Here is a 25,151-nt window from a genome sequence, read left to right as displayed (position 1 = left end):
CCTTACTCCAATTGGAAGTTGATCGGCAGGTTATACTTTACACGAACTGCACGTCCTGACTGCTTTCCGGGCTTCCATTTCGGCATAGCTTTCACTACGCGGATCGCCTCTTCATCGCAACCAAAACCCAATCCTTTCAAAACCTGAACATCCTGAATACTTCCGTCAGTGTTAACAACGAAGGACATGAAAACCCTTCCGGAAACGTTAGCACGGGATGCCGCACTTGGGTACTTGATATTCTTTCCTAGGTACTTATACATTTCTGCGGTACCTCCCGGGAACTCAGGTTGTTGCTCAACCACTGTAAACACCTTTTCAGGCTCAGGGGCTGCCTCTACTACCGTTCCTTTGCTAGGTGCTGCAACAGCTTCGGGAGCAACAATGATTTCATTCGCGTTAGGATCACCTTCTACGGTTTTATCCGCAACAACAGCTTCTTTGATTTCTTCCACTGTTGGTGGTGGTACCTCTTCGGGAACCTCTTCATCCTTCTTAACCTCAGGAGGCAAGAACTTCACCGTATTCACCTTTGGTGCTTCCACTGGTGGCGGTGGCGGCGGTGGTGGTTCTGCCGGGTCAATTGGTGGCGGTGGGATCTTCATCAAGTCCACTTCAACCATCGGCGCTTCTTCTTCCTTACCTGCCGTCAAGCTGTTAATGATTGACGGTGTAAACATGGCAAGAACAAAAAGAGCAGCTCCGATTATAGTGGCCTTCGTCACATCTTTACGATATCCCTGACGAAGTTCAAAAGCTCCGTACGCCTTATTACGATCCGCAAACACTATGTCATCCAGTGTTGCATTCGGGCTTATCTCTGCCATGGCGCTGTGATTAATTTTGTTTAAAACTAGTTTTTTGGTTTGATTTTGTCACCCAGGAGCTTCTTCTCCGCATCGGTCAAAGCGTCCACAAGTGCATAGCGCTTGGTTTTTGTAATCGCCATTTCGTCCAGAACGTCCACCATGTTTTTATAAGTAGACACATCTGTTGGCTTGATTACCACGACAAACGCTTCATTACCGTCTTTATCCTTTGGATTGGCCGCATTGATACGCTTCTGAGACGCAAAGATCACGCTTCTGAGATCAAACCCGTAGCGGGTTGTCTTCAATTCAGTAGGTGCTTTATCGTCATCCGCAGCGATACCATCCAGATAATAAACGTCGTCATTTGCACCCATGAAGAGGGTTAATACTTTCGACGCTTTCAAAGGTTCTGTCGGCTTTTCCTGATCTTCGGTTTTGTCAGGCACAGCGAGCGACATGGATGTCGGTTTGGACATTGTTGTCGCCAGCATGAAAAAGGTAATAAGCAAAAATCCTAGGTCCACCATCGGGGTCATGTCCACACGGGTGGACATTTTCTTACCGCGAACCTTGCCACCACCTTTACCGTGCCCACCACCACCGGATTCTTCAATTGCTGCCATTTCTTCTAATTATTAAATGATAACATTATTCGTTTGTATAACCGGCCGGTGCTTGTTCGCTACCTGTGATCAGGTTGAACTTGTTAATATTCTGCGATTGCAGGTTAGCCAATACGTCTTTGAACGCAGGGAATTTCGACAGGTTGTCGCCTTTCAATGCGATGCGTAGCTGACTATCCGCTTTACGCGCAGCATAAACCCAGTCTGCCAATTCGCTGGCACCCGTGGAGTCAACCGGGATCCCTGGCTGCTTCACCTGGCTCATTTGCTCTTTTGGCATGTTCAACCAGGGCTTCAACTGATTCAGAGGAAAACCAAAGCTCGACTGCAGTGCAAACTTTGCCTTCTCAGTGTCAGTAAAAGTAATGCCTTTGGCTTGTCCGATATTGTCCAGCATCGCAACACGAGTGGGCTGAGCGTCAACACCAAAGAACACTTTCCCTGTTTTATCAATGCTAATGACCATGATCTTATCATCTGGCACTTTGATCTGCGAAATCGATGTAGGCGTTGTAATCTCCGCATCGTTCGACTTAAAAGTCGCCGTCATAATGAAGAACGTCAAGAGCAAGAAGGCAACATCCGTCATGGCCGTCATATCAGTATGCGGCGCATGTTTCTTAGGCCTTACCTTTCCCATACAAATATATAAGTTTTTTTTATATTAACGAAACTTCACTATAAAATAGTTCAGAGAACTATTAATAATGTGCAGCAAAGTTCGACTGAAGGCTCATGCCAATTTCGTCGATGCTGTAAGTAAGATCGTCAACACGGCTGTTCAGGTAAGCGTAAGAGATTGTTGCGATAGCCGAAGTACCGATACCAAGAGCGGTATTGATAAGGGCCTCAGAGATACCAGTTGCAAGAGCAGCGGAGTCAGGAGAACCTGATGTACCCAAAGCCGCGAACGCCTTGATCATACCGATTACCGTTCCCAAAAGCGCCAAGAGAGTAGAAGCACCCGCCAGTGTAGCGATGATGGTAAGGTTCTTCTGAAGCATTGGAAGTTCAAGTGTAGTAGCCTCTTCGATTTCTTTCTGAAGAGCTGCCAGTTTTTGCTCTTTGTCGAGCGCAGTTTCAGTAGTCAACTGCTTGTATTTCAACAGACCTGCTTTGATTACATTACCAACAGATCCTTTTTGTTTGTCGCACTCTTTGATAGCCTCTTCGATTTGGTTTTTGTCAAGCAGGCTTCTCACTTTACGCACGAATGAATCGATGCTGCCAGTTCCGCTAGCTTTGCTCAAAGTGATCAGACGCTCGATTGTGAAGGTCAACACAACAAGGAAACACGTCATCAAGATAGGTACGATAGGACCTCCTTTGTAAACGATTCCGTAGTAATCACCATCGATTGGCCCTTTTTCGTGATCACCATCTTTAAAGTGTTCCGGAGCACCCAGAACGAAAATGTAAACACACAATGCAATCGCAAAAAGGAGAGGGATTACCAATGCCGGGTTCAAACCGCCTTTGCCTTTAGTTGCTGCCGCAGCAGGCTTTGGAGCTGGTGCCGGACTTGTAGCTTTCTTTTCCATCAGACTTACTTTTAAAGGTTAAATTGAGATTTTGGTTGTGAATTAAATAAAACTTTTGGTTTAAACTGGTTTTCGTAAAATAAAATTTTGAATGCTTTTCGGATAAACGACATCTACAAAAGTATGAGTTTTCCTTTTAAAAAAAAGCAAGCGTTTCGGCAGATTTTTTCTCAGTTTTTTCTCCGAAACGACTCCGAATTGCATAATTTAAAGAATCCCCTCCCTTCTATTTTTAGTAAATTTTCTAGTTTTAATGCTGATCTGTAAGGATATAACGGCTACCCCTGAACCTTCATATAATTGCACTCTTTGCGTTCATATGTAACAACATGTTTTTTAGTGAGGAGATTTGCGTTTCAAAATATTTCAAGATTACCTTAGAAAAGCAAATATTATTTTTCTCCTACTATGTGTCTTGACAACAATTTTAAATTTCGGTGGCCGGGATTTTCCGCTGGGTCCCGAAATTTGACTAAATCAATCCACCCCGCGCATCGATTTTTTTCGGCTACGCAACCGCTTGTCACTCAATTTCCCCGAGCTTACCACTAGCGGAATGACAAAAATCCGGTAATTTTGGCTTTCCGCAGATAGCGTGTCCGTTAACTTAACAAATTCTTAAAATACATGAAGATCGATCAGGAGTCGCTCAAAAAGATCGCGCACCTCGCCCGATTGGAGATCAGGCCCGGGGAAGAAGCGGCTCTCCTACAGAGTATGGATTCGGTTCTTACCTGGATGGACCAGCTCAATGAAATCAATACGCAGGGAGTGGAGCCTTTGACGCACGTGCTCGACGAAGAAAATAACTGGCGAGAAGATAAAGGCGCCAATACGCTCACACGTGAGGAAGCGCTCTTCAATGCTCCGTCGAAAAATAGTACCTATATAATGGTGCCCAAAGTGATTGAGTAAGTATAGGACACAATGTCCTATACCTCAACAATGGATTTCGAATTCGTCGGCGTCCGGCAACGCGGGGAAACTCTTCCGGTAAACGGCCAGGTCGGCCTTCGAAATATGAACGATCTTTTCAGTCTCATGGCCTGCCAGGAGAGCCATCGGTTCGCCCAGATAATCAAGCGCCGCAGAATCTCCCCGGTATTCCAACCCGTTCTCGTCTGCCCCGACCCGATTGACACCTATCACATAACATTGATTTTCGATCGCCCGTGCTTGCAAAAGCGTGCTCCATGCATGCGCGCGGCGTACGGGCCAGTTGGCTACATATAATAGGATGTCGTAAGGATCGTGTTGCCGGTTACGGCTCCAAACCGGAAACCGCAGGTCATAGCACACGAGCGGGCATAATTTCCAACCTCTCCATTCCACTGTAAGTCGCACATTTCCAGCGGTATAATGCTTACTCTCCTCTCCCATTGTGAAAAGGTGTCGCTTATCGCTTTGTGCATAAGTGCCATCCGGACGTACGCAGAGGAGGCGGTTAAAAAAACGTCCCCCTTCATTTACTGCAAAACTTCCCACCACCAATGCATTGTGCTGTTTGGCGATTTGCTTCATCCAGCGGGTGGTGGTTAAGTTCATCGGCTCTGCGAGCGCGGTATTCATCGTGAAACCAGTGTTAAACATTTCCGGGAGCACGATCACATCGGCGGGCTCCGGCAATGCGGCTAGCTTCTCTTCGAAGGAGGCAAGGTTGGCAGTCACGTTTTCCCAATGCAGATCGGCCTGGACCAACGCAATGGAAAGGATTTCCTTATTTTCCTGCATGACCGAATATTATATGGGTTAAATCTATCTGCGGCCTGGGAAACGCATACGGTAATCCGCATCTACGTTTCCTTTAGAGATGTCGGTCAGTTTCTTCTTGATGAACTGCTTTTTGAGCGTGGGCAGATAATCCACGAACAGTTTACCGAGCAAATGGTCGTACTCGTGCTGTATAATGCGTGCGGCCATGCCTGAATAGGTCTCTTCATGCTCATTCCAATCCAGATCGCGGTAGCGGATACGGAGTGTCTCGGGACGGTACACGTCGCCGCGGATTCCAGGAATGCTTAGACAGCCTTCTTCAAACGCCCATTCTTCGCCGGTTTCTTCAAGGATTTCGGGATTAATGAAAGCTTTCTTGAAATCAGCCAACGACAAATCCGGCTCGTCGTCATCGTCTTCCTCATCTCTTTCGGCGAACGGGGTACCGTCTACCACGAAAAGGCGGATGTTCAGACCAATCTGCGGGGCAGCCAGACCCACGCCGTTCGCGCCGTGCATGGTTTCGAACATGTCCTCCGAAAGTTTTTTCAAATCCATCTCATCTTTTTCGATAAAACGGGTTGGCTTTCTCAGGATGGGGTCACCGTATGCAACTATTGGATAAATCATGCTTATTAAACTTTTGCTACCTATATAATATGTACTACTTACAAATTCTACCTCCGGCTTTCCATGAACGACTGGAGAATGATTGTCGCGCTTACTTTGTCGATATTGCCTTTATCGCGCCGGTCGCTCTTTTTAGAGCCCGAAGCGATCATCGATTGTAACGCCATAGAGGATGTAAATCGCTCGTCGTGCAAATACACCGGGATTTCAGGAAATGCTTTTTGTAATGTCTTTACAAAAGCCGTAACCCTCGCGGCATTTTCGCTGTCGGTATTATCGAGCCTTTTGGGCATCCCGACCACAAATGCCTCTACCTGCTCCGCCGATGTGTATTTTTTGAGAAAATCGGTGAGCTGATGCGTAGGGACCGTATCGAGCGCGGTGGCGATAATTTTCAAAGGGTCGGTTACGGCTATTCCGCTGCGTTTGGCACCGTAATCAATCGCCAGGAGACGTGGCATGGCTTAAAATATGTTAATAGTTTGCAAAGATAAGACCTTTCGGTTAGCTTTTCCCGATCGATCACCCGATTGCACATTTTGGCAGCAAGCATTCCGGATTCCGATTATCTTTGCCCCATGATTGAAAAGCGCTGGATACATCACCCTCCCTTTACCTCTGAACAAGAACAGGTTGCACAGAGACTCGCCGAATCTTTGAAAGTAAGTCCCTCACTGGCAACACTTTTGGTTCAGCGCGGTATTCTTGACTTCGACCAATCCCGCGATTTTTTCCGCCCCGAGATCCGGCATTTGCACGATCCGTTCCAAATGGCCGACATGGAGAAAGCAGTAGAGCGTTTGATCAAAGCGATCGATTCCAATGAGAAAATACTGGTTTACGGAGATTACGATGTAGATGGTACTACTTCGGTGGCCATGTTCTACGGTTTTCTTAAAAGGATTTACCCCAATCTCGACTATTATATTCCCGACCGTTACGAGGAGGGCTATGGCGTCTCGTGGCAAGGCGTCGATTGGGCCGAAGCTAATGGCTATACATTAATAATAACCCTCGACTGCGGCGTCAAGTCCGTCGACAAGGTAACCGTGGCTCTGGAAAAAGGCATCGACTTCATTATATGTGACCACCACCGCCCCGGCGACGAACTCCCACCAGCAGCCGCTGTGCTGGATCCCAAGCGGGAGGATTGTTTGTATCCATATAAAGAGCTGACCGGCTGCGGCGTGGGTTTCAAACTTCTGCAGGCATTTTGTATCAAACAGGGTCTCAATCCTGAAATGCTATATGATTATCTCGATCTGCTTGTCGTCAGCATCGCTTCCGATATTGTTCCCATTACCGGGGAAAACCGTGTTCTGGCATATTACGGACTGCAAAGGCTCAATGCACAACCGAGAACGGGGATCAAGGCATTGATCCAAATCTCGGGCATTAGCGGTGCGCTGGATATTACGAACGTCGTTTTCGGGCTCGGGCCGCGCATTAATGCCGCCGGGCGTATCAAGCATGCGAAAGAAGCGGTAAGACTTTTGCTCTCCGAAGTCGAGGAGGAAGCCATTGCATTCGCCGAAGAAATCAACAAGCACAATAGCGAACGCCGTAATTTCGATTCGAGCATTACCGAGCAGGCGCTTTTCATGATCGAAAACGACGAATGGTTTTCGAATGCGAAAAGCACCGTATTATATAAGGAAGACTGGCACAAAGGCGTGATCGGGATCGTGGCCAGTCGGTGCATCGAAAAATATCACCGTCCTACCATTATCCTCACGCAATCGCACGGAAAAGCCGCCGGCTCTGCACGCTCGGTGCCGGGTTTCGACGTGTACGAAGCGATCGAAGAATGCGCCGATCTTTTGGAACAATACGGTGGGCACACTTTTGCCGCCGGTCTCACATTACCGCTCGATAATGTAGAAGCATTCAGATTACGTTTCAACGAAATCGTGAGCAGCCGCATTCAGCCTGACCAGCTCGTACCGATGATCAATGTCGATATGCTGCTCGAACTGGAAACCATTACTCCGAAATTTTACAACATACTTCGTCAAATGGGACCATTCGGGCCGGGGAACATGACGCCGGTTTTCGAATCACGGAATATGACGCTCGTCGGACGGCCGATGTTGATGAAGGAAAAACACATCAAATTTGACGTAAAGCAAAACAACTCGGCGGTTTTCACGGCCGTGGGCTTCGGAATGGGGCATTTTTATCCTGATATTGTCAACGGAAGGCCGTTCTCGATCTGCTATTGCCTCGAAGAGAACAATTTCCGCGACAAGAAAACCTTACAGCTTTCGTTGAAAGACATTAAGCTGCATTGAGGAAGAACTTAAACGAACGATGATACTAAGAACCGAAAACCTCGTGAAGAAATACGGGGTTCGTCTTGTCAATAATAATGTAAGCTACCAGGTTGAGCAGGGCGAAATCGTAGGGTTGCTCGGGCCGAATGGCGCTGGTAAAACCACTTCTTTTTATATGGCCGTTGGTTTGGTGAAACCTAACAGCGGAAAAGTATACCTCGACGACAAGGACATTACCGACCTGCCCATGTACAAGCGCGCGCGACTCGGGCTCGGGTACCTCGCGCAGGAAGCATCCGTTTTCAGGACACTGACTGTCGAAGAGAACATTAAGGCGGTTCTGGAAATGACCGATCTTCCGAAAGCCGATCAGAAACGGAAGGTGGAGGAGCTGATCGAAGAATTCCACCTCGGGCACGTACGCAAGAGCAAAGGGATGGTACTATCGGGTGGGGAGCGTCGCCGGACTGAAATTGCAAGGTCACTCGCCGTGGATCCCAAGTTTATTCTGCTCGATGAGCCTTTCGCCGGTGTCGACCCGATTGCCGTAGAAGACATTCAGAGTATTGTCGCCAAGCTGAAACACAAAAACATCGGTATCCTCATCACCGACCACAACGTGAACGAAACCCTATCGATTACCGACCGGGCGTATTTGCTATTTGAAGGAAAGATATTGAAACAAGGAACCGCTGAGGAACTGGCAGAAGATGAGGTGGTACGGCGTGTTTATCTGGGGCAAAATTTCGAACTGAAACGAAAAATCTAAGCTGTCTCCAGCATAGAAAAGGGAATGCTCAGGCGGCACTCCCTCTCTTACAATTATTCACCATGAACTGTATTACTAGTCATAAAGCGTAACGACGAAGTTACTTCTTGGGGCACTTTTTACAATGCTTGCCCTTCTTCTTGTATTTCTCGCAACACTTCTTAAACACGCATTCGGTGTTGTCTTCGAAGCTTTTCATCCAGAAACACTCCTGCTCCGATCCCACATTGTAATCACTAATTGTAAAAGCGCTCATTCACATTGCCGTTAAAACTGAGGCAAATATATTACCTATTTAGAATGATTCAAATGTTTGCCACAAATTATTTTGAATAAATCTAAATAACTCCTGTGCACATAAGCGGTCACTTCAAATATCCTTTGCGCTTCAATACTTCAAAGATCTCTTTGTCCGACACCTTTCCCTTATGATACGAAAGCGTTACCGCGTGCTTATCCAGGCCAATGCTTTCCTTGCGAACGCCTTCGATCTGGCGTAAGTCCGTGAGCAGTTTGTCTTTATTATATGTACCCGTTAAATCCACGCGAAGCTGCCTGTGGGATTTGAAACGCTCGAAATGCTGCTCAGCCAAAACTTGTTCTTCGGTTTTGAAAGGCTCCCACCGGTTGATAACCAGTCCTGATAATGCGATAAGCCATCCAATCACATACGATATGGCCTCCCTTCGACTATGAAAGTTCTTTTTCCAAAAGTAAAAACCGACTAACCGGCCGCTCAGCCAGAGGAACATCGTCCATTGCAAAATGGTAAATAGCAAATGGTGCCTGCCCCAAAAACCAGCAGCGAAAGACGGTAAAGACGCCAACGAGAGCAACGGCAGCAGGCAGCAACCTATATGTAAGAGGGTAATTATCAAACTGAATGACAAGGAATAAAAGCTTCGCATAACGGAAGAAAATGGACGCGACTATTGCGTGTTAAAAGTATTTGATTCATTTTTGCAACATCGTTGCATTTAATGAAGTTCCATCCGAAATGAATCTCGTTTATCCAGTCTTCCTGTTCCTAGTAGTCCTTACGACACTTTCCTGCTCGTCGGGGAACGAAAAAAGCCGCGAGCTCATCGAAGCCAACCGTTTGCATCTTGAAGCCATGAAAATTTCGGAACACCTTGAACAAAAACTTGACAGCCTCGCACCGTTGGCAAAGGACGATTTGGAAAAATCTCGGATCGACAGTTTGAAAGACCTGATCGAAGTTTGGGAAGAAAATGTGATCGAAGTGCCTGGCTTCACTCATGCACATGATCACGCGCATGGCGCACACGAGCATAAAACGGCACCATCAATGACCGACGCGTCGATGCTGGATTACCAGCGGCAATCGAAAGAAGCGATTTTAGAATTGCAGCAAGCCATCACCGCACTGGACAACCCGCGAAAATGAAGAAACTTGCAATCCTGCTCGTTCCGCTCTTTACATTTGCATTCGCTGCGGAGCCCATCTATATTAACTGGAAGCGTCTGACGGATGTACGGTTCACCCGCAAACTGAATAAGGAGCTGAGCATGTATTTCCTCTACCCTACTTTCGGGCCCTCGGTGAATGCTTTACAGGGCAAGGAGATCAGTATCCGCGGCTACATGATCCCCGTGGATGAAAACGACAATATTTACGTCATTTCAGCGAAACCAATGGCTGCCTGCTTTTTCTGCGGCGGAGCCGGTCCGGAATCTATTATGGAATTGCAGTTCAGGAAGAAAAAACAGCGCTTCCGGACGGACGAAGTCCTGACCGTCCGGGGAAGACTGGCGCTCAACGCAAATGATATCGATCACCTCAACTACATTCTGAAAGACGCCGAGGTGATCGAATAAATTTCAGGGGATTTTTTCCCAGATCTCGTGAATCGGCTTGCCATCGCTGCTCTTTCCGCTGTGGTTCCAACGACCATTGTCGAGCTTGAAATCGAATTTCAGTGAAGAGCCTACACGATTGTTGTCTTTGGAAAAGAACTGAATGTTTTCGGTGTATTTGCCGTCCTTGGCTGTATAGGTACCGCCACCGGTCGCATAAAATTTCTTAACCGCAGGATCGATTGCAAACCACTGAAAGCGGGTTTTTGAAAGCAGTTTAAGCGTTTTCCGCGTTCCCTCCTGATGTATTTTAACCAGCGTACCCTGCCCATTGTCACGTTCCGTAATATGCCAGGCACCAGCCATGGGCGCATTACTGGTAGCGTCGTCGACACGCATCCAGACCATCGCCTCTTCGTAACGTAATGTCAGGATATCGTCCTTCACGGTGACCGTGAACTCAATGGGAATGCCGATTTTGGCCGTATCCGCCGAATTGAACTCGGGCGTGTAAATCATTTTGTTCCCATTCATAGTGAACGGGCCTCCCTCGGTCCTTTCAAAATATTTGTTTCCAATGCTGTAAGAGGCGATAACCAGGTAATTATCAGCCACAATGAGCGTCGAAGCACTGCCTGTCGGCTCCTGGGATTTCCACGCTCCCTTGGGCACTTGCGGCAGGCGTTCCTGGGCGAATGTCATCAAAGAAATAAGCAAAAAGGCGGTCGTCAGTATATGTTTCATTGCATTAGGTTTGATGGAGTTACCCTATACGTTATCAAAATTATGCCAATTTCAGCCGGAAGCAGTTTTTAACGCAAAACTTCTCTCAAAACATCCAGCGACTTGATTTCCCCGAGCCCATCCATGTGGATTTTGTAAAAGAAAATCATCTTTTCCAGGATATTTATCCGCCTCGGCCTGTCCAGCGGAATGGACAACCCGTAGCGACTGTCCAGCATTTGCTCAGTAGCCCCGTACTCCTGCACATCGGGCCGGAGGGGAAAGTGGTGGTCTTTTAACTCATTTTCGAGGTCATCGGCCGTCTCCACTCCAAAACCCAGATAATGTGCCAGTTGCATCAGGAACTGAATGTGGAAATTCTCAAACCCGGTTTCGGCCTCATCGAGATAAAGCACCGATTGCTCAATAAAATCGAACAAGGGCTCGTTGTTCTCTTCCTCGCGCAAAGTTTTACCGAGCATTTCGGTCATAAAAAGTGCCAGGCCTGATTTTATTACATCAAAAGGTATCGAAAAAAATGGCGCATAGCATTTAATCTCGGAAATGCGATGGATGGTATCCTCCTTGTTCTTATGATACACTACCAGGTCGAGCAGTGTGAGCGGCTGGAAGAAGGCGATCCGATTGGTCTTGGACTTGCTGCTTCGCACACCGTTGACGATATAAGTCTGGATACCAAAGGCTTCCGTGTAAATTTTTGCGATGATGGAAGACTCCTTGTACCGGATGTAGCTCAACGCGATACCACGGGTTTTATGAAGCATATAAAATTTTAATATCGATCTGATCAAAAATAGTTATCTTTCTTATAATAAGAACCCCTTATAATTCTGATCCGGCAGTTTCAACTGCCGGTAAGAGGATGCGCGACGTACAATTTTAATGACGGTATGCCAATCTAATCCCGTCAGTTTAAACTGACGGAAAGGATTTGAAAAATTGAACAATTTTTGGAGTTTTTTAAGCCAAAGGATTTGTACCTTTGTAAGAAATAACGAACTAAACGGGAATCGAAATTCGTTAGGCTAATATTCAGGGAATACGCTTTGCATACCAGCAAACACCAATATCTCTAAAAGCATTACTCTTCTTATGAGCGACGCCATTAAGCATGAGTGCGGCATAGCACTTATCCGTCTTAGAAAGCCTTATCAATACTACATCGACAAGTACGAAACGCCGCTGTACGCAGTGCATAAGCTTTCGGTGATGATGGAAAAACAGGTCAACCGGGGCCAGGATGGAGCCGGGGTAGCCAATATCAAGATCGATGTCCCGCCCGGGAAACGATATATCAGCCGATACAGATCCGTAGAACCTCAGCCACTTACGGATATCTTCTCCAAAATCCATAAAAAATTCCGCAAGGGCCTCAAAAACAATCGTGACCACGTCAACGACGCGAAATGGTTGCAGGAAAACCTGGCATTTACGGGAGAAGTATGGTTGGGACATCTTCGTTACGGCACGCATGGCTCCAATGAAGTAGAAAACTGCCACCCGATGCTGCGCCAAAGTAACTGGCGGAGTCGCAATCTGGTAATGGCGGGTAACTTCAATATGACCAATGTGGATGAGCTTTTTGGCAAACTCGTTTCACTCGGCCAGCATCCGAAAGAAAAAGTCGACACCGTAACGGTGATGGAAAAAATTGGACATTTCCTGGATGAAGAAAACCAGCGGGTGTTCGAGCGTTTCAAAGGGATTTACGAAAACCCAACGTTGTCCGATGTCATCGAAGACAATATCGACCTGCCTCGTCTACTCTACCGCTCGTGCCGCGATTTCGACGGCGGCTATGCAATGTGCGGCCTCACAGGCTACGGCGCATCCTTCGTAATCCGCGACCCGGCAGGTATCCGCCCTGCATTCTATTACGCTGACGATGAAGTGGTTGTAGTAGCATCCGAAAAGCAAGCTATTAAAGCTGCATTTAACGTAGATTACGACCAGATCACTGAAATTACGCCGGGTTCCGCATTAATAGTGGACAAAAACGGTGAATATAACGAGTTCCCGATCCTGCCCCGCCTGGAAAAACGCTCATGCAGTTTCGAGCGGATTTACTTCTCCCGCGGTACCGATCCCGATATTTATAACGAACGGAAGCAACTTGGTAAACTGCTGATCCCGCAGATCCTCAAAGAAGTTAATTACGACCTCGAAAACACGATATTTTCATACATTCCGAACACTGCCGAAACGGCGTTCCTCGGCATGATCGAAGGTCTGGAAGAATACCTGGCCAAAAAACGCAAGCAAGCCATCATGGAAGGCATTCTTTTCGAAGCCGACCTTGAAAAAGTGCTTTCTTTCCGCCCAAGGATCGAGAAACTCGTAACCAAGGACGTGAAATCCCGCACGTTTATTACAGCCGATGCCTTGCGCGACGATATGGTTTCGAGCGTGTATGACACGACTTTTGAAGTAGTCCGCAAGAATGTGGACACCGTTGTGATTATCGACGACTCGATCGTTCGTGGTACCACATTGGAAAAGAGCATTCTCACCATGCTCGACCGTTTGAAACCGAAGAAAATTGTAGTGGTATCGTCTGCCCCGCAGATCCGCTTCCCCGATTGCTACGGCATCGATATGTCGAGAATGAAAGACTTCGTTGCTTACCGTGCAGTGCTCAAATTGTTGGAAGAGCGCGATATGGAGTATTTGCTGGAAGATGTCTACACCCAAAGTGTGACAGCGCTCGCTACGAAGAATCCATACCACACCAACTATGTTAAGGCGCTTTACGAGCCATTCACAGATGAAGAGATTTCTCAGAAAATAGCAGAGATTGTTCGTCCTAAGGGTTTGAATGCAGAGTTGTCTGTGGTTTTCCAAACTGTCGAAAACCTGCACAAAGCGTGCCCCGGCCACCTCGGCGACTGGTATTTCACCGGAAATTATCCGACACAAGGTGGAAATAAAGTCGTAAACAAAGCCTTTACCAACTCTTACGAAGGTAAGTTGGAGAGGGCTTATTGATATTATAGAATTTAAATGTAGATAGCCGGCTCGGAGACGAGTCGGCTATTTTTTGTGATCATTCACCTAAATTGCGTCAACGTACTGACGGAATTTAGCTAAGTTGCGTCAGCACGTTGACGCAATTAACATTTCTATTAATTTGCCACCTCAATTCACAACCTAAATCTCAATGACCCAATTCAACACAATTAGAAAAGCTCTTCTGGCATTTGCCCTGGTACTGACGGCTACTTTTGCACAGGCGCAAGGCACGCTGAACGACATCGCGTTCCTGGACGGTCGCTGGCTCGGTACGTACAACGGCGGACCGATCGAAGCTTCCTGGACTGCTCCCAAAGGCAATAACATCGTTGGCTTCATCCGCATGATCAAAGACGACAAACCTGCGCTTTACGAGATCTTTGCATTTGAACAGACTGACAATGGGCCTGTGGCGATGGTGAAGCATTTCAAACCGGGAATGATCTCGCTGGAAGAGAAAGAGGTAGCCGACCGCTACAAATTCATTGAGGCGAAAAAGAACCAGGCTTTGTTTGAAAAAGATGACGCTTCGGTACGGATCATTTATGAGAGACGTTCTCCTACTCAACTGGTTATCCAGCGTGGAAAGAAAGAAAATGATAAGTGGAGTTTCGTGGATCTATTCATTTTCAATAAAATCCCCTGAGGCATTCTGAAATTACGAGAACAGCAATCCGAGAGGTTGCTGTTTTTTGTGCCTTAATTTTTCAATATGAGATAAACTCCGCCTATAAGCAGGATCGTGCCCAAAATGCGCGGCAGGTTCATGTGATGAACAGCAAATCCCTGTAATCCAAAATGATCAATCATCATAACGGTTACCATCTGTCCGGCAATCACCAGGCACATCATATTGGCCGGACCGATATTCCGAACGATGAAAATGACGGTAATCACATAGAAAGCGCCTAACACTCCTCCCATAAAGCGTGTCCAAGAAACTTGTTTGAAATCAGCCAGAGAAGGAACCGGATTTTGGTTAAAACAGGCGAATGCGATGGTCAGGACCATTAACCCCACAAAAAAAGACGTCATCGCCGCAAGAATGGGGTTATTGATCGACTCGCGGAGCTGCGTATTTACGCCGGATTGAACAGCGTTGCTGATGCCGATCAAAAAAGCGAAGATCAGGAAGATCCAGTTCATTGCTTCAACTCATTTACTTTATCAGGGTCAACTGTTTTAAAACGGCCATACACGCGCAGAATGATCGCCAGGGCTACAGTCACTTCGGCGGCAGCTACCACAATTACAAACAACGCGAAAAGCTGGCCGCTCAGCCGCTCCGGATCGTGACGGCCAAATGCTACCAGATTGATATTGACCGCATTCAGCATCAACTCGATTCCAAGCAGCATGCCAATAAAATGCCGTTTGGTAATGGAAATAGCCAGTCCAATGCAAAACAATGCAGCCGCGACGATCAGATAATATTGTACAGGTATCGTCGTCATGTGGTCGGGTTTCGGTTTAATGCAAGGTAGGCGGCGCCGACAAGCGCAACCAGCAAGAGAATAGCGGCTATTTCAAACGGCAATAAATGGCTGGTCATGAGTTCCACGCCAATCGTCCTTATCGTGGATTTGGTACTCATTTCTTCTCCTGCCATTCTAAAATCCGAAGAAAGAATCACTTTCAACAGCAATCCGAAGAGCCCGATACCTGTCAAAAAGCCCCAGATTTTCCGGGTAATCGGTACCTCGACGCGATTATGGCGCGTCGAATCGTCGCTTTTTTCTTTCTTTTGCGTCAGCATTATGCCAAATATCAGCAGCACGAGAATACCTCCGACGTAAATCATAATTTGCGAAACAGCCAGAAAGTCCGCGCCTGCAAGCACATATAATGCGGCCACGCCCAGGAATGCGACGAACAATGCGAATGCACCATAAATGAGATTTTTGGAAAACAGGATGAACAGCCCGGCTGCGAGCGTCAATGCGGAAAAAATGTAGAATATAATTGCTTCCATGCGCTCCTATTCCTTTGGCTTAGGTTTCATCGTCGGGCGGAATGCAGGCCTAGCTGGCTTTTCCGCTGCCGGTTCAGCTGGTTTGACGTCAATGAGCGCCTGCGATTCCGGCTCAGCTATTGGCTCTGCCGATGCTTCGGCAGCCGGCTTTTCCTCGTTTTCAACAGGAGCGGCCTTTGGCTTCATCGTAGGACGGAATGCAGGTTTCGCAACAACCGGCTTTTCAGCAGGCCCGGCTGGCGCTTCCGCAACCGGTTTCTCAGTATTTTCCGAAACAGCCTTGGGCTTCATTGTAGGACGGAATGCAGGTTTCGCAACAACCGGCTTTTCAGCAGGCTCGGCTGGCGCTTCTGCAACCGGTTTCTCAGTATTTTCCGAAGCAGCCTTGGGCTTCATCGTTGGGCGGAACGCAGGTTTCGCAACAACCGGCTTTTCAGCAGGCTCGACTGGCGCTTCTGCAACCGGTTTCTCGGTATTTTCATCCGAAACAGCCTTAGGCTTCAAAGTAGGGCGGAATACCGGCTTGGCAGCCACAGGCCTTTCAGTCGGCTGGGCTTCCGGTGCCGTTTCTTGCGCTGGTGCGTCGCCTTCGACCTTTTTCGGCTTCATCACGGGCTTGAATGCCGGTTTAGGAGTCGGCGTTGCAGTCTCACCAGCATCAGTATTGACATCTTTAGCAACTGGTTCTTCGGCTGGTTTTGGCCTGGCAGTCGGTTTGAAAGCCGGACGGGCTGGTGCAGGTGCGCCCGCAGGAGCGGCAGCCGGTGTTGCCGCAGGAGTAGCCTTAGCCGCTTTCAAGGCTTCTTTTTCTTTCTGGAACTGTTCCAGCAGCATGCGCTTTTCATCGGCTTGCTCGGCGGTGAGGTTGGAATAGTTGTAAACCATATCACGCACATCGAGCTCGCTGTAATCGAACGTCTTGGTCATGGTAAGACACTCGGTCGGACAAACTGTCGTACAAAGGCCGCAATAACAGCATTTGGCCATATCGATGTCGAATTTGGCGGCGTATAAGCGGATTGGCGATCCATCAGAGGCACGCCCAACGTCCTCCACCGCTTTAATCGGCTCGATATCGATACAGTCGACCGGACAGACCTTGGCGCATTTGTCGCAAACAATGCAGTCGTCCATCTCATTATGCAGACGATACCTGCCATTGTCCGGAATGGGAATAGTTTCCAGCGGATATTGGATCGTCACGATCCCATCCTGCTGGTCATAAAAACTGGACGAACGAATATCCGCAGGTCTACGGCTTTTACGCGCATTCCAGAGGTGCCGTAACGTCAGCCGCATGCCCGTGAGGGTCGTACTGATGCCGTCGGATATATTTTTAAAGTATTCTGACAAAATCCCTGTTCGTTGGTATTGCGGTTACCCTATGACAAATATAGAGTAAACGGTTCAAAAACTCACTTATCCACAACTACTGCTTCCAAAAGCTCCTGTAATTCATCTTGCAGCGAGGCTGTTTTGTCGGCAATGTACCAACGCTGAATATCCTCCGAAAATTCGCTGTAAGACTTCACGGGATTGGCCTTGTATTCTCTCAGCAGTTCCTGAGCACCTGCCGGACGCGGCCCCCAGGTGAAAATTTCGTTAAAATCTTCATCCACAGCAATCAGTTTCGGAATAGAGCGACCTCCATTGGTCAGGTAAGCTTCCATCAATTCGGGGTTCTCATCCCGGAGCAGAAACCGCACGGTGATAAAAGGATTCGAAAGTGACGCAGCTACGATCGTCGGGATGTTCTGCGCGGCATCTCCACACCACGCTTCGGTTAGAATGTACCAGGTTTGCGAAATGTCGATCTGGTCGACAACTTCCCGCAACGACTCATGGATCGACGCCGTTTTATTGAGGCGCTGCATCCGCGCCAGATTCAGCTTCGTGTAGTGGCTCAGCGCTTCGGATTGTTTAGGGCCGGTCGTCCTGTTTTCCAAAACCATCGTCTCCATCAAATGCATGTATGCAGAATAAGTATATGCCCCGTTTCTGACGGATTCAGGGAAGAGATGTGCTACGTTTTTCATTGGATTTTTATTTACTAGAAAACCCTCTGACGGCGCTTTCAGTTCACTTTTTGTATATCAAAAATTGCACTTTTACCTGTCACTTCAAGTTGATTATCAATGCATTTCAAAAAATCCTCTGCCAATTTCTTCCGATCGAAATGCATGTGCACAAACCGGTAGCCGTTTTCACCGTGCCTGCCCAAAAGCTCGCGGTCATTCATGTAAATTTTGATTTTCCGCGCCAGATCGGCGGGATTCCCTGGCTCTGCAAAAATGCCTGCATTGGCTTGCTCAACCAAATCACGCGAAACGCCATCGATCGCCATCAATACCGGCTTTTTACAGGATAGGTAGTCAAAGGTTTTATTACTGTAAACTGTTCTGAAAATATCTGCTTTTTTCAAAACAGCTACACCTACATCGGCCGCTAGGATGTATTCAAATACCTGCTCTTTCGAAACCGGATCCAAGAATGACACATTGGTCAAGCCCCGGGAATGCGCCTCTTCGATCAACATTTTTTTCTGCATTCCATCGCCGATCAATAGAAAATGGGCATCGGTGCCGCTAAGCAACGCCGCGGCTTCCAGAAGCTGCATGAGGTCGTTTGCCAAGCCATGCGCCCCGACGTAAATGATCACAAACTTTCCTCCCAGGCCAAGTCGCGCGCGCAATCCACCCGTACATGCACTACATAATGCACGCTCACTCAAACGAAAGTCCGCTGCATTGGAGATCGTGACGATTTTGTTCGTATCGACACACTTTTCGCGAATAAGCCGTTCACGAAATGCAGGGGTTAGCACATTAATCAGCTGTGCTTTACGATAGAGGTATGTTTCGAATTGGTAAGATAACCAGATTAGCCACTTATTCTTCAAAACACCCATTTCAATCGCCGATTCGGGCCAAAGATCCCTTATTTCCAGCACCAGCGGAATCCGCTTCCATTTCGACAGAAACCATCCCGGAATACCCACCAGAAGGGGCGGTGAGGTCACAAGAACGCATTCATAATTAGCATTTGCGAAACGCATTCCCGCATAAATGGCCATGAATGCAAAGGAAATGTAGCTCCAAAACCGTCCGAGGATGCCTTTATGATAATATTTCGACCCTTTGCAGCGAATTACCAACACGCCATCTGCATTCCGGTTTACATCGAATGCCCTTCCGGCTGTTTGATCCTCCTTCACCAGCATATAATGTACATCTCCCGCAATCACTGTTACCGAATGCCCCTCCTGCACCCAGATTCGCGCCATTTCATTCCACCGCGAGCCACCAGCAGCGTGGTCTTCCAGGAAATACTGATGGATGAGCAGAATATGCATAACAACCTGTTTAAGTCAATGTCCTTCAATAACGGTCCGGATATAATACCCAAAAGTCTCAAATACCAACACCTCGCATTTCGCCCTTTCGCCATATCCCTTCGAATACCAGCCACTTTCAATAATCAGAGGAATTTCATTGCCGTGCTTGTCGGTTGCAAACATTCTAAAATCATCGCCAAATGACTCATCCGGATGCCATAATTGCCGGATTGGCATTCCTTTCGGAACGTTTTGAACGGAATCTTCAATCACCCAATGCGGCTGACCGGCTTTCTTTACTACGCGACGTTTATGGACAATGCCTTTTCCAACATGCCGAAAGCCTTCAAATTCGGCTTCGATCCAGTATTCATTGCTCGTGTAACCTGATTTGCCCGTTGCTTTTCTAATCCAATGCGTCCAGATGAAGCGATGCTGTTTTTTCATTTGATCAAAATCACCAATCATAATCGTGTTATGCCCCCTGGTACCCGAAAAATAGCGGACTGATTCTTCATCGGCGTTGTAAAGCCAGGTCCCGGCATCGCGCAAGATATTTCGGCCGTTTATCCAGATGTCGAGGTGGTTGTTATCGGCCTGGAAGGGACGATGGCGATAGTTTCCGCAGCGCAGGAATGTGATGGTGCCTTTATCCCTGATAACAAAGTACCCATCTTCGTGAAAATCAAAAGCGCCATCTTCTACCTCTTCAAAATAGCTTTGCACGTCCGACAACTCCTTCGATACCAACCACGCTTTCTCTTCGCTTATAGCAGAATCCGAATTTTTCCAACTGTACAACACCGACTCCAATGCTATCAATTGCGGCCTGAAATCCCGAAAATGGCATTCGGAAAGTGGAAAAAATAGAGCTCCGTCATCGTGTCCGTAATGAGGAAGGCTACCGTTAGTTTCATCCATACAGGTTCGTAGGAACCTCAATGAAGCATCGGCTTGCTCGTAGACGGTTTCAGAAAACCATTCATCGTTTAGTTCCGCCAATTGTAATCCCCACGTCAGCAACTGCACAACGATCCGGTGGTAATTCATTGAATATTGCAGATAAGAACCGTCTGGCGCAACCTGTGAAATGATTTCTGTTTCGAACAAATTCCTGCCTTTCTCTTTCCATTTTTGACTTTCAGGAAAAAACGGAAACATCAAACCCGTCGTAAAAAGCCCCAGCGCCTCCGTTAGCACGTGATTGTTCTTAACGGCAATTTCCGAAAAGCGAGTATTTCGTGCGACATGACGCATCTGGTCATAAATGCTGCCAAGTATTTTGTCGAGCAATGATTGGCTCAAAATCGTCGACGACCGATAATAATGCAATGCGAAAATCCAGTTCAACACCCGCAAAGCGATCTCCTGGCTGCATTTCCAGTTCGGCCCGCAATTGACCGGGTTCCGATCAATCCAGTCTGCGATCAATCCGAAAACTTCGGTGGATTGATCTTCCGAAAAATGGAAGTCATATCGAATCAGATCATACAAAAATGTGAACCTGGATTTTTCCCACGCATACTTGATATCGCCCGCCTTTGTCGAAAAATCATTTACGTCAGACCAATGTTCATTCTTTGGGTAACAATATCCTGTGCATGGATTGGTGTGCCAATCGGAAACCTCAAACCATTGACCACTGAAATAACAGAACCGGCCTGATCGAATCTGCCGCACCCTCCATTTCAGATCGGTAAGCTCAGGATTCCTTGGCAAATCCAGGTTTTGAGGATCGAAAAGAAATTCTGGCTTCCATTTAAGCCATTCTTGCCTACTTACAAATGACTGACTGATAGATTTTCGCGGAAACCGTAATTTCAAAATACCCGTTTTCGCCTGCAACCAATACCCGGCCCTAAACACCACATAATGCCAACCCATTTGCCGGCCAATGTGCCAGAAAAGCGTCAAATACCGCAGCGCTTTCATGGTACCTTCACCCAACCGCCCGTCCACATGCTATCTCGTGCCGCCAATGTCGCCCGGCTGGAATTCCAGATGTCTTCGAGAGGCATTAACGGCATTGTTTCATTGGAAATGCATTCAAAAAGTTTGTCAAATTGCTCCTGGTGGCCCTTTCCTGCATCCACCTTCATTTCGCGAAACCGCTCGAAACCGTACCCTCTGAGTGTTTTATAGTCATCCAGAATCAATGTCCGTCCAAGTGAATGCACTTCGATCCGCTCCTTTGGATAACTGCTATGGCCATTTGAAAAATAGTGCACTGTGCCGGTGGAGCCATTCGCCAGCCTTAACAACACCGTCGCATTCTCCGAACTCATGCGGCCGCCGATAGTCAGCACATGCGTACAAACTTCATCGATATGGCTCTGCGCGAGCCACGCTATCAAATCTATAAAATGGCACGCCTCTCCGACCAGCCTTCCTCCGCCCCGCGCACTGTCGTGTATCCAGGTGTTGCCGAGGATATACCCTGCATTGACGGTTATCACAACATTCATCGGGGCGCCTTCCAGCAATTCCCTCATTTTTATAGTGTGCGGTGCATATCTCCGGTTGAAACCTACTGTGAGAGAAACCGGGCACGAAGCGCTTTGAAGCGCTGATTTCACCGCTTCAATACCTCCGGAATCAATGCTTAGCGGCTTTTCCACGAAAACATGTTTACCGGCCCGAATCGCATCCGAGGCGATCGCAACGTGCTGATCATGCCGGGTAGCGATGATGATCAGGTTGACTTCGTCGTCCGCCAATATTTCCCGATAATCGGTAGCAATGCATGGAATTCCATATTTTGCAGCCAGTTCCGCGGCCCTCAACCCGCCTGAGCTTGCGATATATTTGATGCTTTTTTTCCCAAGGCAGGGCAATAGCGTCATACAAGCAAAATTTCCCGCACCAATGATCGCCACAACTACCTTTTGTAACGCGAATGCATTATTCGGATTCGTGACGACCGTCTCGCTCGTCTTACAATTGCCGCTGTAATCGATCAATGTCCCGAGCGATCGGCTATTTCTTTGATAAATGCTCGAATAGTTTTCAATCGGTACGATATTCGAGATTAACGGCTTTACATCCAGCGCGCCACTAGCCATTAAGCGCAGAACTTCCTGAAAATTGCGGTTTACCGTCCAGCGGACATATGCCAGTGGATAATCTGTGCCCTGCTCCTCGTACGCGTAGTCGTAGCGCCCGGGCCCGTAGGCGCAGGACACCTGGAATGTCAGCTCTTTTTGGTAAAAATCGGAGCGGTTCAGGTGCAGGGGAACGTCGCCGATCAACACTATCTTGCCCTTTTTCCTGCAAATCGCAGACGCCCTTGAAATCACACTACCGGATTTGGACGAGGCGGTTATGATTACGCCATCCATTTCGCCAAACTGCTCTGAAATTGATTTACCGGCAGACTTTACCGGATTAACGGTTGGAATACCCTTTTCTTCTGCGATTCTCCGTCGATCCTCATCGGGCTCAATCCCTATTACCCCACACCCCTGCGCATGCAGGAGATCGACGACCATCAAACCGATTAATCCTAACCCTACGACCGCCACGCGCTCGCCCAGTGCAGGCGCCAGCAAGCGCACACCATGCAGGCTCACCGCCCCCAGAACTGTAAACACTGCTTCTTCGTCGGGTACATTCCGCGGAACTTTGGCTACCAGATTGACCGGCACACAAACCACCTCGGCATGCGGCCCGTTGCTGACCGCCCGATCTCCGATGACGAAGCCTTCTACCCCCTCTCCAATTGCTACTACTTCCCCTATATTGCAATACCCCAACGGCAGAAGTTGATCCATCCTGCGGAGAACAGAGCGCGTAGTTTTCCAGAAACCGTCGGCCCTGATTTTCTCAAATATGATACGTAATTTGTCAGGCTGTTGCCTCGCTTTGGAAAGGAAATTGGCTTTGCTGAACTCAATCAGCATTCGCTCGGTGCCGGCGGAGACGAGGCTTTTGCGGGTTTTGATGAGCACACAACCCTTGCGGACGAGCGGAACGGGGACATCTAGCAGCAATGTATCTCCCGTCCGCAGATTCTGGGCAAGCTGTTTCATAAAATATAGTGTGTAGTTGGCGCAAAAATCAGGAGTTGGAATTTACGAATTAAATCCAATCGCCGAGATTTGATAATTTTGACGAACCTGTTTAGCATTCAATCCTTAACCACACAAGTTCCCGATGAAAAAGCAGATTAATATTGGTATAGTAGGATACAAGTTTATGGGCCGGGCACATAGTAATGCATGGAAAAAAGCCCCGCTGTTTTTTGACACGCCCTCGACGCCCGTCCTGAAAGTAGCATGCGGCCGCCATCAGAAATCACTTTCTGAATTCGCCCGGAACTGGGGTTGGGAAGAAATCGAAACCGACTGGCAAAAACTCATCAACCGCCCCGATATCGACATTATCGATATTGCCCTGCCTCAAAACCTGCATTATGAAGTCGCCTTGGCAGCTGCCAAGGCAGGCAAGCATATTTTCTGCGAAAAGCCGCTTTCAATGGACAGCACCCAGGCGGCCGAAATGCTGAAAGTCTGCCAGGAGAACGGTGTGAAGCATTATTTGAACCACAATTACCGCCGAACGCCGGCCGTAGCCCTCGCTAAAAAGATGATCGAAGAAGGTAAGATCGGCCGCATTTTCCACTGGCGGTGCGCGTATCAGCAGGACTGGATCGTAGACCCGTCGTTCCCGCTTACCTGGCAGCTTAAAAAGGAGACTGCCAAAGCCGGCCCGCAATGGGACCTCAACTCACACGCCGTGGACCTGGCGCATTTCCTGGTGGGCGACATTGTTTCCGTTTCCTCATTGACCGCCAACTTCATCAAAGAGCGCCCGATCGCGGATGAAACCGCCACCGGAAGCCTTACCGGCGCGTCGAAGGGCGATGAAATGGGTGATGTAACCGTCGAAGACGCTGCATTGATGATGGTCAGGTTTCAGAACGGCGCCATAGGCTCGTTTGAAGCCACGCGCTTCGCAACCGGCCGCAAAAACCATCTTACGTTCGAGATTTATGGCAGCAAAGGCAGCCTCGTTTTCGACCTCGAACGTATGAACGAGTTGCAATACTATTCCAACGAAGACGCAGAAGGCGAGCACGGGTTCCGCACGATCCTCGCCACCGAATCCATCCACCCATATGCCGGCCATTGGTGGCCTGCCGGACACATTATCGGCTACGAGCATGCATTTGTGCATGCAGTAGCCGACTTTCTGGACGCCATTGAAAACGACACCGAAATCAAACCGGACTTTGCGGACGGTTTGAAAATCATCCAGGTACTGGAAGCCGGTCTACGTTCGGCGGAGAGCGGCAGTGAGGTGAGACTTTAAATTGGGGAGAAAGGAGGACGGAGGAAAGGGAGGATGAAGAGCTGGAGTTAGCCCTTCATCTTCCCTTTTTTCTCTTTTACTTTGGCTCCACATGTGTGGTAGGCGTGTGAACGATATCGAAATAAATCGATTTGTCATTATTGTTGGGATAAATCCGGTACGTAAATTCATCCTTTGTAAGTACTGTAATATCCACAACGCGTGTAAACAAAATAGCCCCGGCATTGTCTTTTGCGACGATCGTGCGGGTTTTTCCATCCGCGGAAACCGTCCAATCTCCATGCATCTTGGGCGAATCGTCCAGGTTAAACATGGTAAAAGTCCCATCTGCCTTGAAATAAGCAAAGCCAACAAAGTTGACCACATTGGCATCGGTTAATACCACATTTTCTCCTTTATTATTCTTTGCATTAGTTGTTTCCCAGGCAACGCTCGATAGCACTTCGCTGGGTGTCAGCGCTTTCTGAGGCTCGTGGTCATCGCTGCAACCAATAAACAGTGTGGCACAAAAAATGACCACCAAACCCAATACAATCTTCTTGAAATCAGCCATGTTTGATAAAGTTTTATTGCACAGCAAAAGTATTTTATACGTTGTGCATT

The 25,151-nt window shown here is 47.9% G+C and carries 28 protein-coding genes; 8 read left to right on the top strand and 20 right to left on the bottom strand.

Annotated features, from left to right (window positions below; translation table 11 throughout):
• Nucleotides 1-2: 2 nt before the first annotated feature.
• The 4 genes from ACQ4MZ_RS07100 to ACQ4MZ_RS07085 all read right to left on the bottom strand — a co-directional run bounded on the left by ACQ4MZ_RS07100 (nt 3) and on the right by ACQ4MZ_RS07085 (nt 2,976).
• Nucleotides 3-827, bottom strand: coding sequence for an energy transducer TonB (locus ACQ4MZ_RS07100; protein WP_106594046.1), 825 nt, complete (start codon nt 825-827; stop codon nt 3-5).
• A 26-nt stretch (nt 828-853) separates the two neighbouring features.
• Complete coding sequence (locus ACQ4MZ_RS07095; RefSeq protein ID WP_430843894.1) at nt 854-1,435, bottom strand: ExbD/TolR family protein; 582 nt, start codon at nt 1,433-1,435, stop codon at nt 854-856.
• Between the two features lie 25 nt (nt 1,436-1,460).
• On the bottom strand, nt 1,461-2,075 hold the full coding sequence (locus ACQ4MZ_RS07090; protein ID WP_430843893.1) for an ExbD/TolR family protein: 615 nt from the start codon (nt 2,073-2,075) through the stop codon (nt 1,461-1,463).
• Nucleotides 2,076-2,136: 61 nt separating this feature from the next.
• Nucleotides 2,137-2,976 carry a MotA/TolQ/ExbB proton channel family protein gene (locus ACQ4MZ_RS07085; RefSeq protein WP_106594043.1) on the bottom strand — a complete coding sequence of 280 codons (840 nt, stop codon included), beginning with the start codon at nt 2,974-2,976 and terminating at the stop codon, nt 2,137-2,139.
• Between the two features lie 627 nt (nt 2,977-3,603).
• Between ACQ4MZ_RS07085 and gatC the strand changes: the two genes are divergently transcribed.
• On the top strand, nt 3,604-3,891 hold the full coding sequence (gene gatC, locus ACQ4MZ_RS07080) for an Asp-tRNA(Asn)/Glu-tRNA(Gln) amidotransferase subunit GatC (protein WP_090156047.1): 288 nt from the start codon (nt 3,604-3,606) through the stop codon (nt 3,889-3,891).
• Nucleotides 3,892-3,915: 24 nt separating this feature from the next.
• Here the strand turns inward: gatC and ACQ4MZ_RS07075 are convergent, their stop codons facing one another.
• The 3 genes from ACQ4MZ_RS07075 to ruvX are packed head-to-tail and all read right to left on the bottom strand — an operon-like array spanning nt 3,916 to nt 5,780.
• Nucleotides 3,916-4,707: an amidohydrolase gene (locus tag ACQ4MZ_RS07075; RefSeq protein ID WP_430843891.1), complete on the bottom strand. Its 792-nt coding sequence runs from the start codon at nt 4,705-4,707 to the stop codon at nt 3,916-3,918.
• 24 nt (nt 4,708-4,731) lie between these two features.
• Nucleotides 4,732-5,319, bottom strand: coding sequence for a peptide deformylase (gene def, locus ACQ4MZ_RS07070; RefSeq protein ID WP_430843890.1), 588 nt, complete (start codon nt 5,317-5,319; stop codon nt 4,732-4,734).
• A 47-nt stretch (nt 5,320-5,366) separates the two neighbouring features.
• Nucleotides 5,367-5,780, bottom strand: a complete 414-nt coding sequence (gene ruvX, locus ACQ4MZ_RS07065) for a Holliday junction resolvase RuvX (RefSeq protein WP_430843889.1) — start codon at nt 5,778-5,780, stop codon at nt 5,367-5,369.
• A gap of 117 nt (nt 5,781-5,897) precedes the next feature.
• Here ruvX and recJ point away from each other — a divergent pair, with 117 nt between their 5' ends.
• On the top strand, nt 5,898-7,610 hold the full coding sequence (gene recJ, locus ACQ4MZ_RS07060; protein WP_430843887.1) for a single-stranded-DNA-specific exonuclease RecJ: 1,713 nt from the start codon (nt 5,898-5,900) through the stop codon (nt 7,608-7,610).
• A gap of 19 nt (nt 7,611-7,629) precedes the next feature.
• A complete protein-coding gene (gene lptB / locus ACQ4MZ_RS07055; RefSeq protein ID WP_106594039.1) occupies nt 7,630-8,361 on the top strand; it encodes an LPS export ABC transporter ATP-binding protein in 732 nt (243 codons plus the stop codon).
• Between the two features lie 100 nt (nt 8,362-8,461).
• On the opposite strand, the gene ACQ4MZ_RS07050 is transcribed toward lptB, so the two are convergent.
• Both ACQ4MZ_RS07050 and ACQ4MZ_RS07045 read right to left on the bottom strand, forming a co-directional pair.
• The gene (locus tag ACQ4MZ_RS07050) at nt 8,462-8,617 is read right to left on the bottom strand and encodes a hypothetical protein (protein ID WP_430843885.1); all 156 of its coding nucleotides are present in this window, start codon (nt 8,615-8,617) and stop codon (nt 8,462-8,464) included.
• A gap of 109 nt (nt 8,618-8,726) precedes the next feature.
• Nucleotides 8,727-9,239, bottom strand: a complete 513-nt coding sequence (locus ACQ4MZ_RS07045) for a heavy-metal-associated domain-containing protein (protein WP_430843884.1) — start codon at nt 9,237-9,239, stop codon at nt 8,727-8,729.
• Between the two features lie 119 nt (nt 9,240-9,358).
• Between ACQ4MZ_RS07045 and ACQ4MZ_RS07040 the strand changes: the two genes are divergently transcribed.
• Nucleotides 9,359-9,769, top strand: a complete 411-nt coding sequence (locus tag ACQ4MZ_RS07040) for a hypothetical protein (RefSeq protein ID WP_430843882.1) — start codon at nt 9,359-9,361, stop codon at nt 9,767-9,769.
• Complete coding sequence (locus ACQ4MZ_RS07035; RefSeq protein ID WP_430843881.1) at nt 9,766-10,200, top strand: DUF3299 domain-containing protein; 435 nt, start codon at nt 9,766-9,768, stop codon at nt 10,198-10,200. Before ACQ4MZ_RS07040 ends, ACQ4MZ_RS07035 begins: the two co-directional genes overlap by 4 nt.
• A gap of 3 nt (nt 10,201-10,203) precedes the next feature.
• Here the strand turns inward: ACQ4MZ_RS07035 and ACQ4MZ_RS07030 are convergent, their stop codons facing one another.
• Complete coding sequence (locus ACQ4MZ_RS07030) at nt 10,204-10,923, bottom strand: hypothetical protein (protein WP_430843880.1); 720 nt, start codon at nt 10,921-10,923, stop codon at nt 10,204-10,206.
• Between the two features lie 68 nt (nt 10,924-10,991).
• A complete protein-coding gene (gene recO / locus ACQ4MZ_RS07025; RefSeq protein ID WP_430843879.1) occupies nt 10,992-11,687 on the bottom strand; it encodes a DNA repair protein RecO in 696 nt (231 codons plus the stop codon).
• A 328-nt stretch (nt 11,688-12,015) separates the two neighbouring features.
• Here recO and ACQ4MZ_RS07020 point away from each other — a divergent pair, with 328 nt between their 5' ends.
• Both ACQ4MZ_RS07020 and ACQ4MZ_RS07015 read left to right on the top strand, forming a co-directional pair.
• The gene (locus ACQ4MZ_RS07020) at nt 12,016-13,908 is read left to right on the top strand and encodes an amidophosphoribosyltransferase (RefSeq protein WP_309980460.1); all 1,893 of its coding nucleotides are present in this window, start codon (nt 12,016-12,018) and stop codon (nt 13,906-13,908) included.
• 172 nt (nt 13,909-14,080) lie between these two features.
• Complete coding sequence (locus ACQ4MZ_RS07015; RefSeq protein ID WP_430843877.1) at nt 14,081-14,578, top strand: DUF6265 family protein; 498 nt, start codon at nt 14,081-14,083, stop codon at nt 14,576-14,578.
• 53 nt (nt 14,579-14,631) lie between these two features.
• Here the strand turns inward: ACQ4MZ_RS07015 and ACQ4MZ_RS07010 are convergent, their stop codons facing one another.
• The 8 genes from ACQ4MZ_RS07010 to ACQ4MZ_RS06975 all read right to left on the bottom strand — a co-directional run bounded on the left by ACQ4MZ_RS07010 (nt 14,632) and on the right by ACQ4MZ_RS06975 (nt 23,266).
• Complete coding sequence (locus ACQ4MZ_RS07010; RefSeq protein ID WP_430843876.1) at nt 14,632-15,078, bottom strand: DMT family transporter; 447 nt, start codon at nt 15,076-15,078, stop codon at nt 14,632-14,634.
• On the bottom strand, nt 15,075-15,386 hold the full coding sequence (gene nuoK, locus ACQ4MZ_RS07005; protein WP_309980454.1) for an NADH-quinone oxidoreductase subunit NuoK: 312 nt from the start codon (nt 15,384-15,386) through the stop codon (nt 15,075-15,077). Before nuoK ends, ACQ4MZ_RS07010 begins: the two co-directional genes overlap by 4 nt.
• Nucleotides 15,383-15,904, bottom strand: a complete 522-nt coding sequence (locus tag ACQ4MZ_RS07000; RefSeq protein ID WP_430843874.1) for an NADH-quinone oxidoreductase subunit J family protein — start codon at nt 15,902-15,904, stop codon at nt 15,383-15,385. The genes nuoK and ACQ4MZ_RS07000 overlap by 4 nt, the downstream gene beginning before the upstream one ends.
• Nucleotides 15,905-15,910: 6 nt before the next feature.
• Complete coding sequence (locus ACQ4MZ_RS06995) at nt 15,911-17,257, bottom strand: 4Fe-4S binding protein (RefSeq protein ID WP_430843872.1); 1,347 nt, start codon at nt 17,255-17,257, stop codon at nt 15,911-15,913.
• A 62-nt stretch (nt 17,258-17,319) separates the two neighbouring features.
• Nucleotides 17,320-17,940: a thioredoxin family protein gene (locus ACQ4MZ_RS06990; protein WP_430843871.1), complete on the bottom strand. Its 621-nt coding sequence runs from the start codon at nt 17,938-17,940 to the stop codon at nt 17,320-17,322.
• A gap of 38 nt (nt 17,941-17,978) precedes the next feature.
• Complete coding sequence (locus ACQ4MZ_RS06985; RefSeq protein ID WP_430843870.1) at nt 17,979-19,256, bottom strand: glycosyltransferase family 4 protein; 1,278 nt, start codon at nt 19,254-19,256, stop codon at nt 17,979-17,981.
• Between the two features lie 15 nt (nt 19,257-19,271).
• Nucleotides 19,272-21,122, bottom strand: coding sequence for an alginate lyase family protein (locus ACQ4MZ_RS06980; RefSeq protein ID WP_430845345.1), 1,851 nt, complete (start codon nt 21,120-21,122; stop codon nt 19,272-19,274).
• 44 nt (nt 21,123-21,166) lie between these two features.
• The gene (locus tag ACQ4MZ_RS06975) at nt 21,167-23,266 is read right to left on the bottom strand and encodes a bi-domain-containing oxidoreductase (RefSeq protein WP_430843868.1); all 2,100 of its coding nucleotides are present in this window, start codon (nt 23,264-23,266) and stop codon (nt 21,167-21,169) included.
• 124 nt (nt 23,267-23,390) lie between these two features.
• On the opposite strand from ACQ4MZ_RS06975, the gene ACQ4MZ_RS06970 reads away from it, so the two are divergent.
• Complete coding sequence (locus ACQ4MZ_RS06970) at nt 23,391-24,548, top strand: Gfo/Idh/MocA family protein (RefSeq protein WP_430843866.1); 1,158 nt, start codon at nt 23,391-23,393, stop codon at nt 24,546-24,548.
• Nucleotides 24,549-24,624: 76 nt separating this feature from the next.
• On the opposite strand, the gene ACQ4MZ_RS06965 is transcribed toward ACQ4MZ_RS06970, so the two are convergent.
• On the bottom strand, nt 24,625-25,101 hold the full coding sequence (locus ACQ4MZ_RS06965) for a DUF4822 domain-containing protein (RefSeq protein ID WP_430843865.1): 477 nt from the start codon (nt 25,099-25,101) through the stop codon (nt 24,625-24,627).
• Nucleotides 25,102-25,151: the final 50 nt, after the last annotated feature.

The organism is Dyadobacter sp. BHUBP1 (assembly GCF_050587785.1).
Taxonomy (GTDB): domain Bacteria; phylum Bacteroidota; class Bacteroidia; order Cytophagales; family Spirosomataceae; genus Dyadobacter.
The sequence above is the reverse complement of the archived record's forward strand: the minus strand, read 5'-3'. Positions and strand labels throughout refer to the sequence as shown.

Coding starts and splice junctions, on each gene's coding strand:
- ACQ4MZ_RS07020 (WP_309980460.1), top strand. CDS start 12,016: ATGAGCGACGCCATTAAGCATGAGTGCGGCATAGCACTTATCCGTCTT.
- lptB (WP_106594039.1), top strand. CDS start 7,630: ATGATACTAAGAACCGAAAACCTCGTGAAGAAATACGGGGTTCGTCTT.
- ACQ4MZ_RS07075 (WP_430843891.1), bottom strand. CDS start 4,707: ATGCAGGAAAATAAGGAAATCCTTTCCATTGCGTTGGTCCAGGCCGAT.
- ACQ4MZ_RS07035 (WP_430843881.1), top strand. CDS start 9,766: ATGAAGAAACTTGCAATCCTGCTCGTTCCGCTCTTTACATTTGCATTC.
- gatC (WP_090156047.1), top strand. CDS start 3,604: ATGAAGATCGATCAGGAGTCGCTCAAAAAGATCGCGCACCTCGCCCGA.
- ACQ4MZ_RS07015 (WP_430843877.1), top strand. CDS start 14,081: ATGACCCAATTCAACACAATTAGAAAAGCTCTTCTGGCATTTGCCCTG.
- ruvX (WP_430843889.1), bottom strand. CDS start 5,780: ATGCCACGTCTCCTGGCGATTGATTACGGTGCCAAACGCAGCGGAATA.
- ACQ4MZ_RS06980 (WP_430845345.1), bottom strand. CDS start 21,122: ATGGGTTGGCATTATGTGGTGTTTAGGGCCGGGTATTGGTTGCAGGCG.
- ACQ4MZ_RS07100 (WP_106594046.1), bottom strand. CDS start 827: ATGGCAGAGATAAGCCCGAATGCAACACTGGATGACATAGTGTTTGCG.
- ACQ4MZ_RS06975 (WP_430843868.1), bottom strand. CDS start 23,266: ATGAAACAGCTTGCCCAGAATCTGCGGACGGGAGATACATTGCTGCTA.
- ACQ4MZ_RS06985 (WP_430843870.1), bottom strand. CDS start 19,256: ATGCATATTCTGCTCATCCATCAGTATTTCCTGGAAGACCACGCTGCT.
- ACQ4MZ_RS07085 (WP_106594043.1), bottom strand. CDS start 2,976: ATGGAAAAGAAAGCTACAAGTCCGGCACCAGCTCCAAAGCCTGCTGCG.
- def (WP_430843890.1), bottom strand. CDS start 5,319: ATGATTTATCCAATAGTTGCATACGGTGACCCCATCCTGAGAAAGCCA.
- recJ (WP_430843887.1), top strand. CDS start 5,898: ATGATTGAAAAGCGCTGGATACATCACCCTCCCTTTACCTCTGAACAA.
- ACQ4MZ_RS06970 (WP_430843866.1), top strand. CDS start 23,391: ATGAAAAAGCAGATTAATATTGGTATAGTAGGATACAAGTTTATGGGC.
- ACQ4MZ_RS07030 (WP_430843880.1), bottom strand. CDS start 10,923: ATGAAACATATACTGACGACCGCCTTTTTGCTTATTTCTTTGATGACA.
- ACQ4MZ_RS07050 (WP_430843885.1), bottom strand. CDS start 8,617: ATGAGCGCTTTTACAATTAGTGATTACAATGTGGGATCGGAGCAGGAG.
- ACQ4MZ_RS07040 (WP_430843882.1), top strand. CDS start 9,359: ATGAATCTCGTTTATCCAGTCTTCCTGTTCCTAGTAGTCCTTACGACA.
- ACQ4MZ_RS07095 (WP_430843894.1), bottom strand. CDS start 1,435: ATGGCAGCAATTGAAGAATCCGGTGGTGGTGGGCACGGTAAAGGTGGT.
- recO (WP_430843879.1), bottom strand. CDS start 11,687: ATGCTTCATAAAACCCGTGGTATCGCGTTGAGCTACATCCGGTACAAG.
- ACQ4MZ_RS06990 (WP_430843871.1), bottom strand. CDS start 17,940: ATGAAAAACGTAGCACATCTCTTCCCTGAATCCGTCAGAAACGGGGCA.
- ACQ4MZ_RS07000 (WP_430843874.1), bottom strand. CDS start 15,904: ATGGAAGCAATTATATTCTACATTTTTTCCGCATTGACGCTCGCAGCC.
- ACQ4MZ_RS07090 (WP_430843893.1), bottom strand. CDS start 2,075: ATGGGAAAGGTAAGGCCTAAGAAACATGCGCCGCATACTGATATGACG.
- ACQ4MZ_RS06965 (WP_430843865.1), bottom strand. CDS start 25,101: ATGGCTGATTTCAAGAAGATTGTATTGGGTTTGGTGGTCATTTTTTGT.
- ACQ4MZ_RS07010 (WP_430843876.1), bottom strand. CDS start 15,078: ATGAACTGGATCTTCCTGATCTTCGCTTTTTTGATCGGCATCAGCAAC.
- nuoK (WP_309980454.1), bottom strand. CDS start 15,386: ATGACGACGATACCTGTACAATATTATCTGATCGTCGCGGCTGCATTG.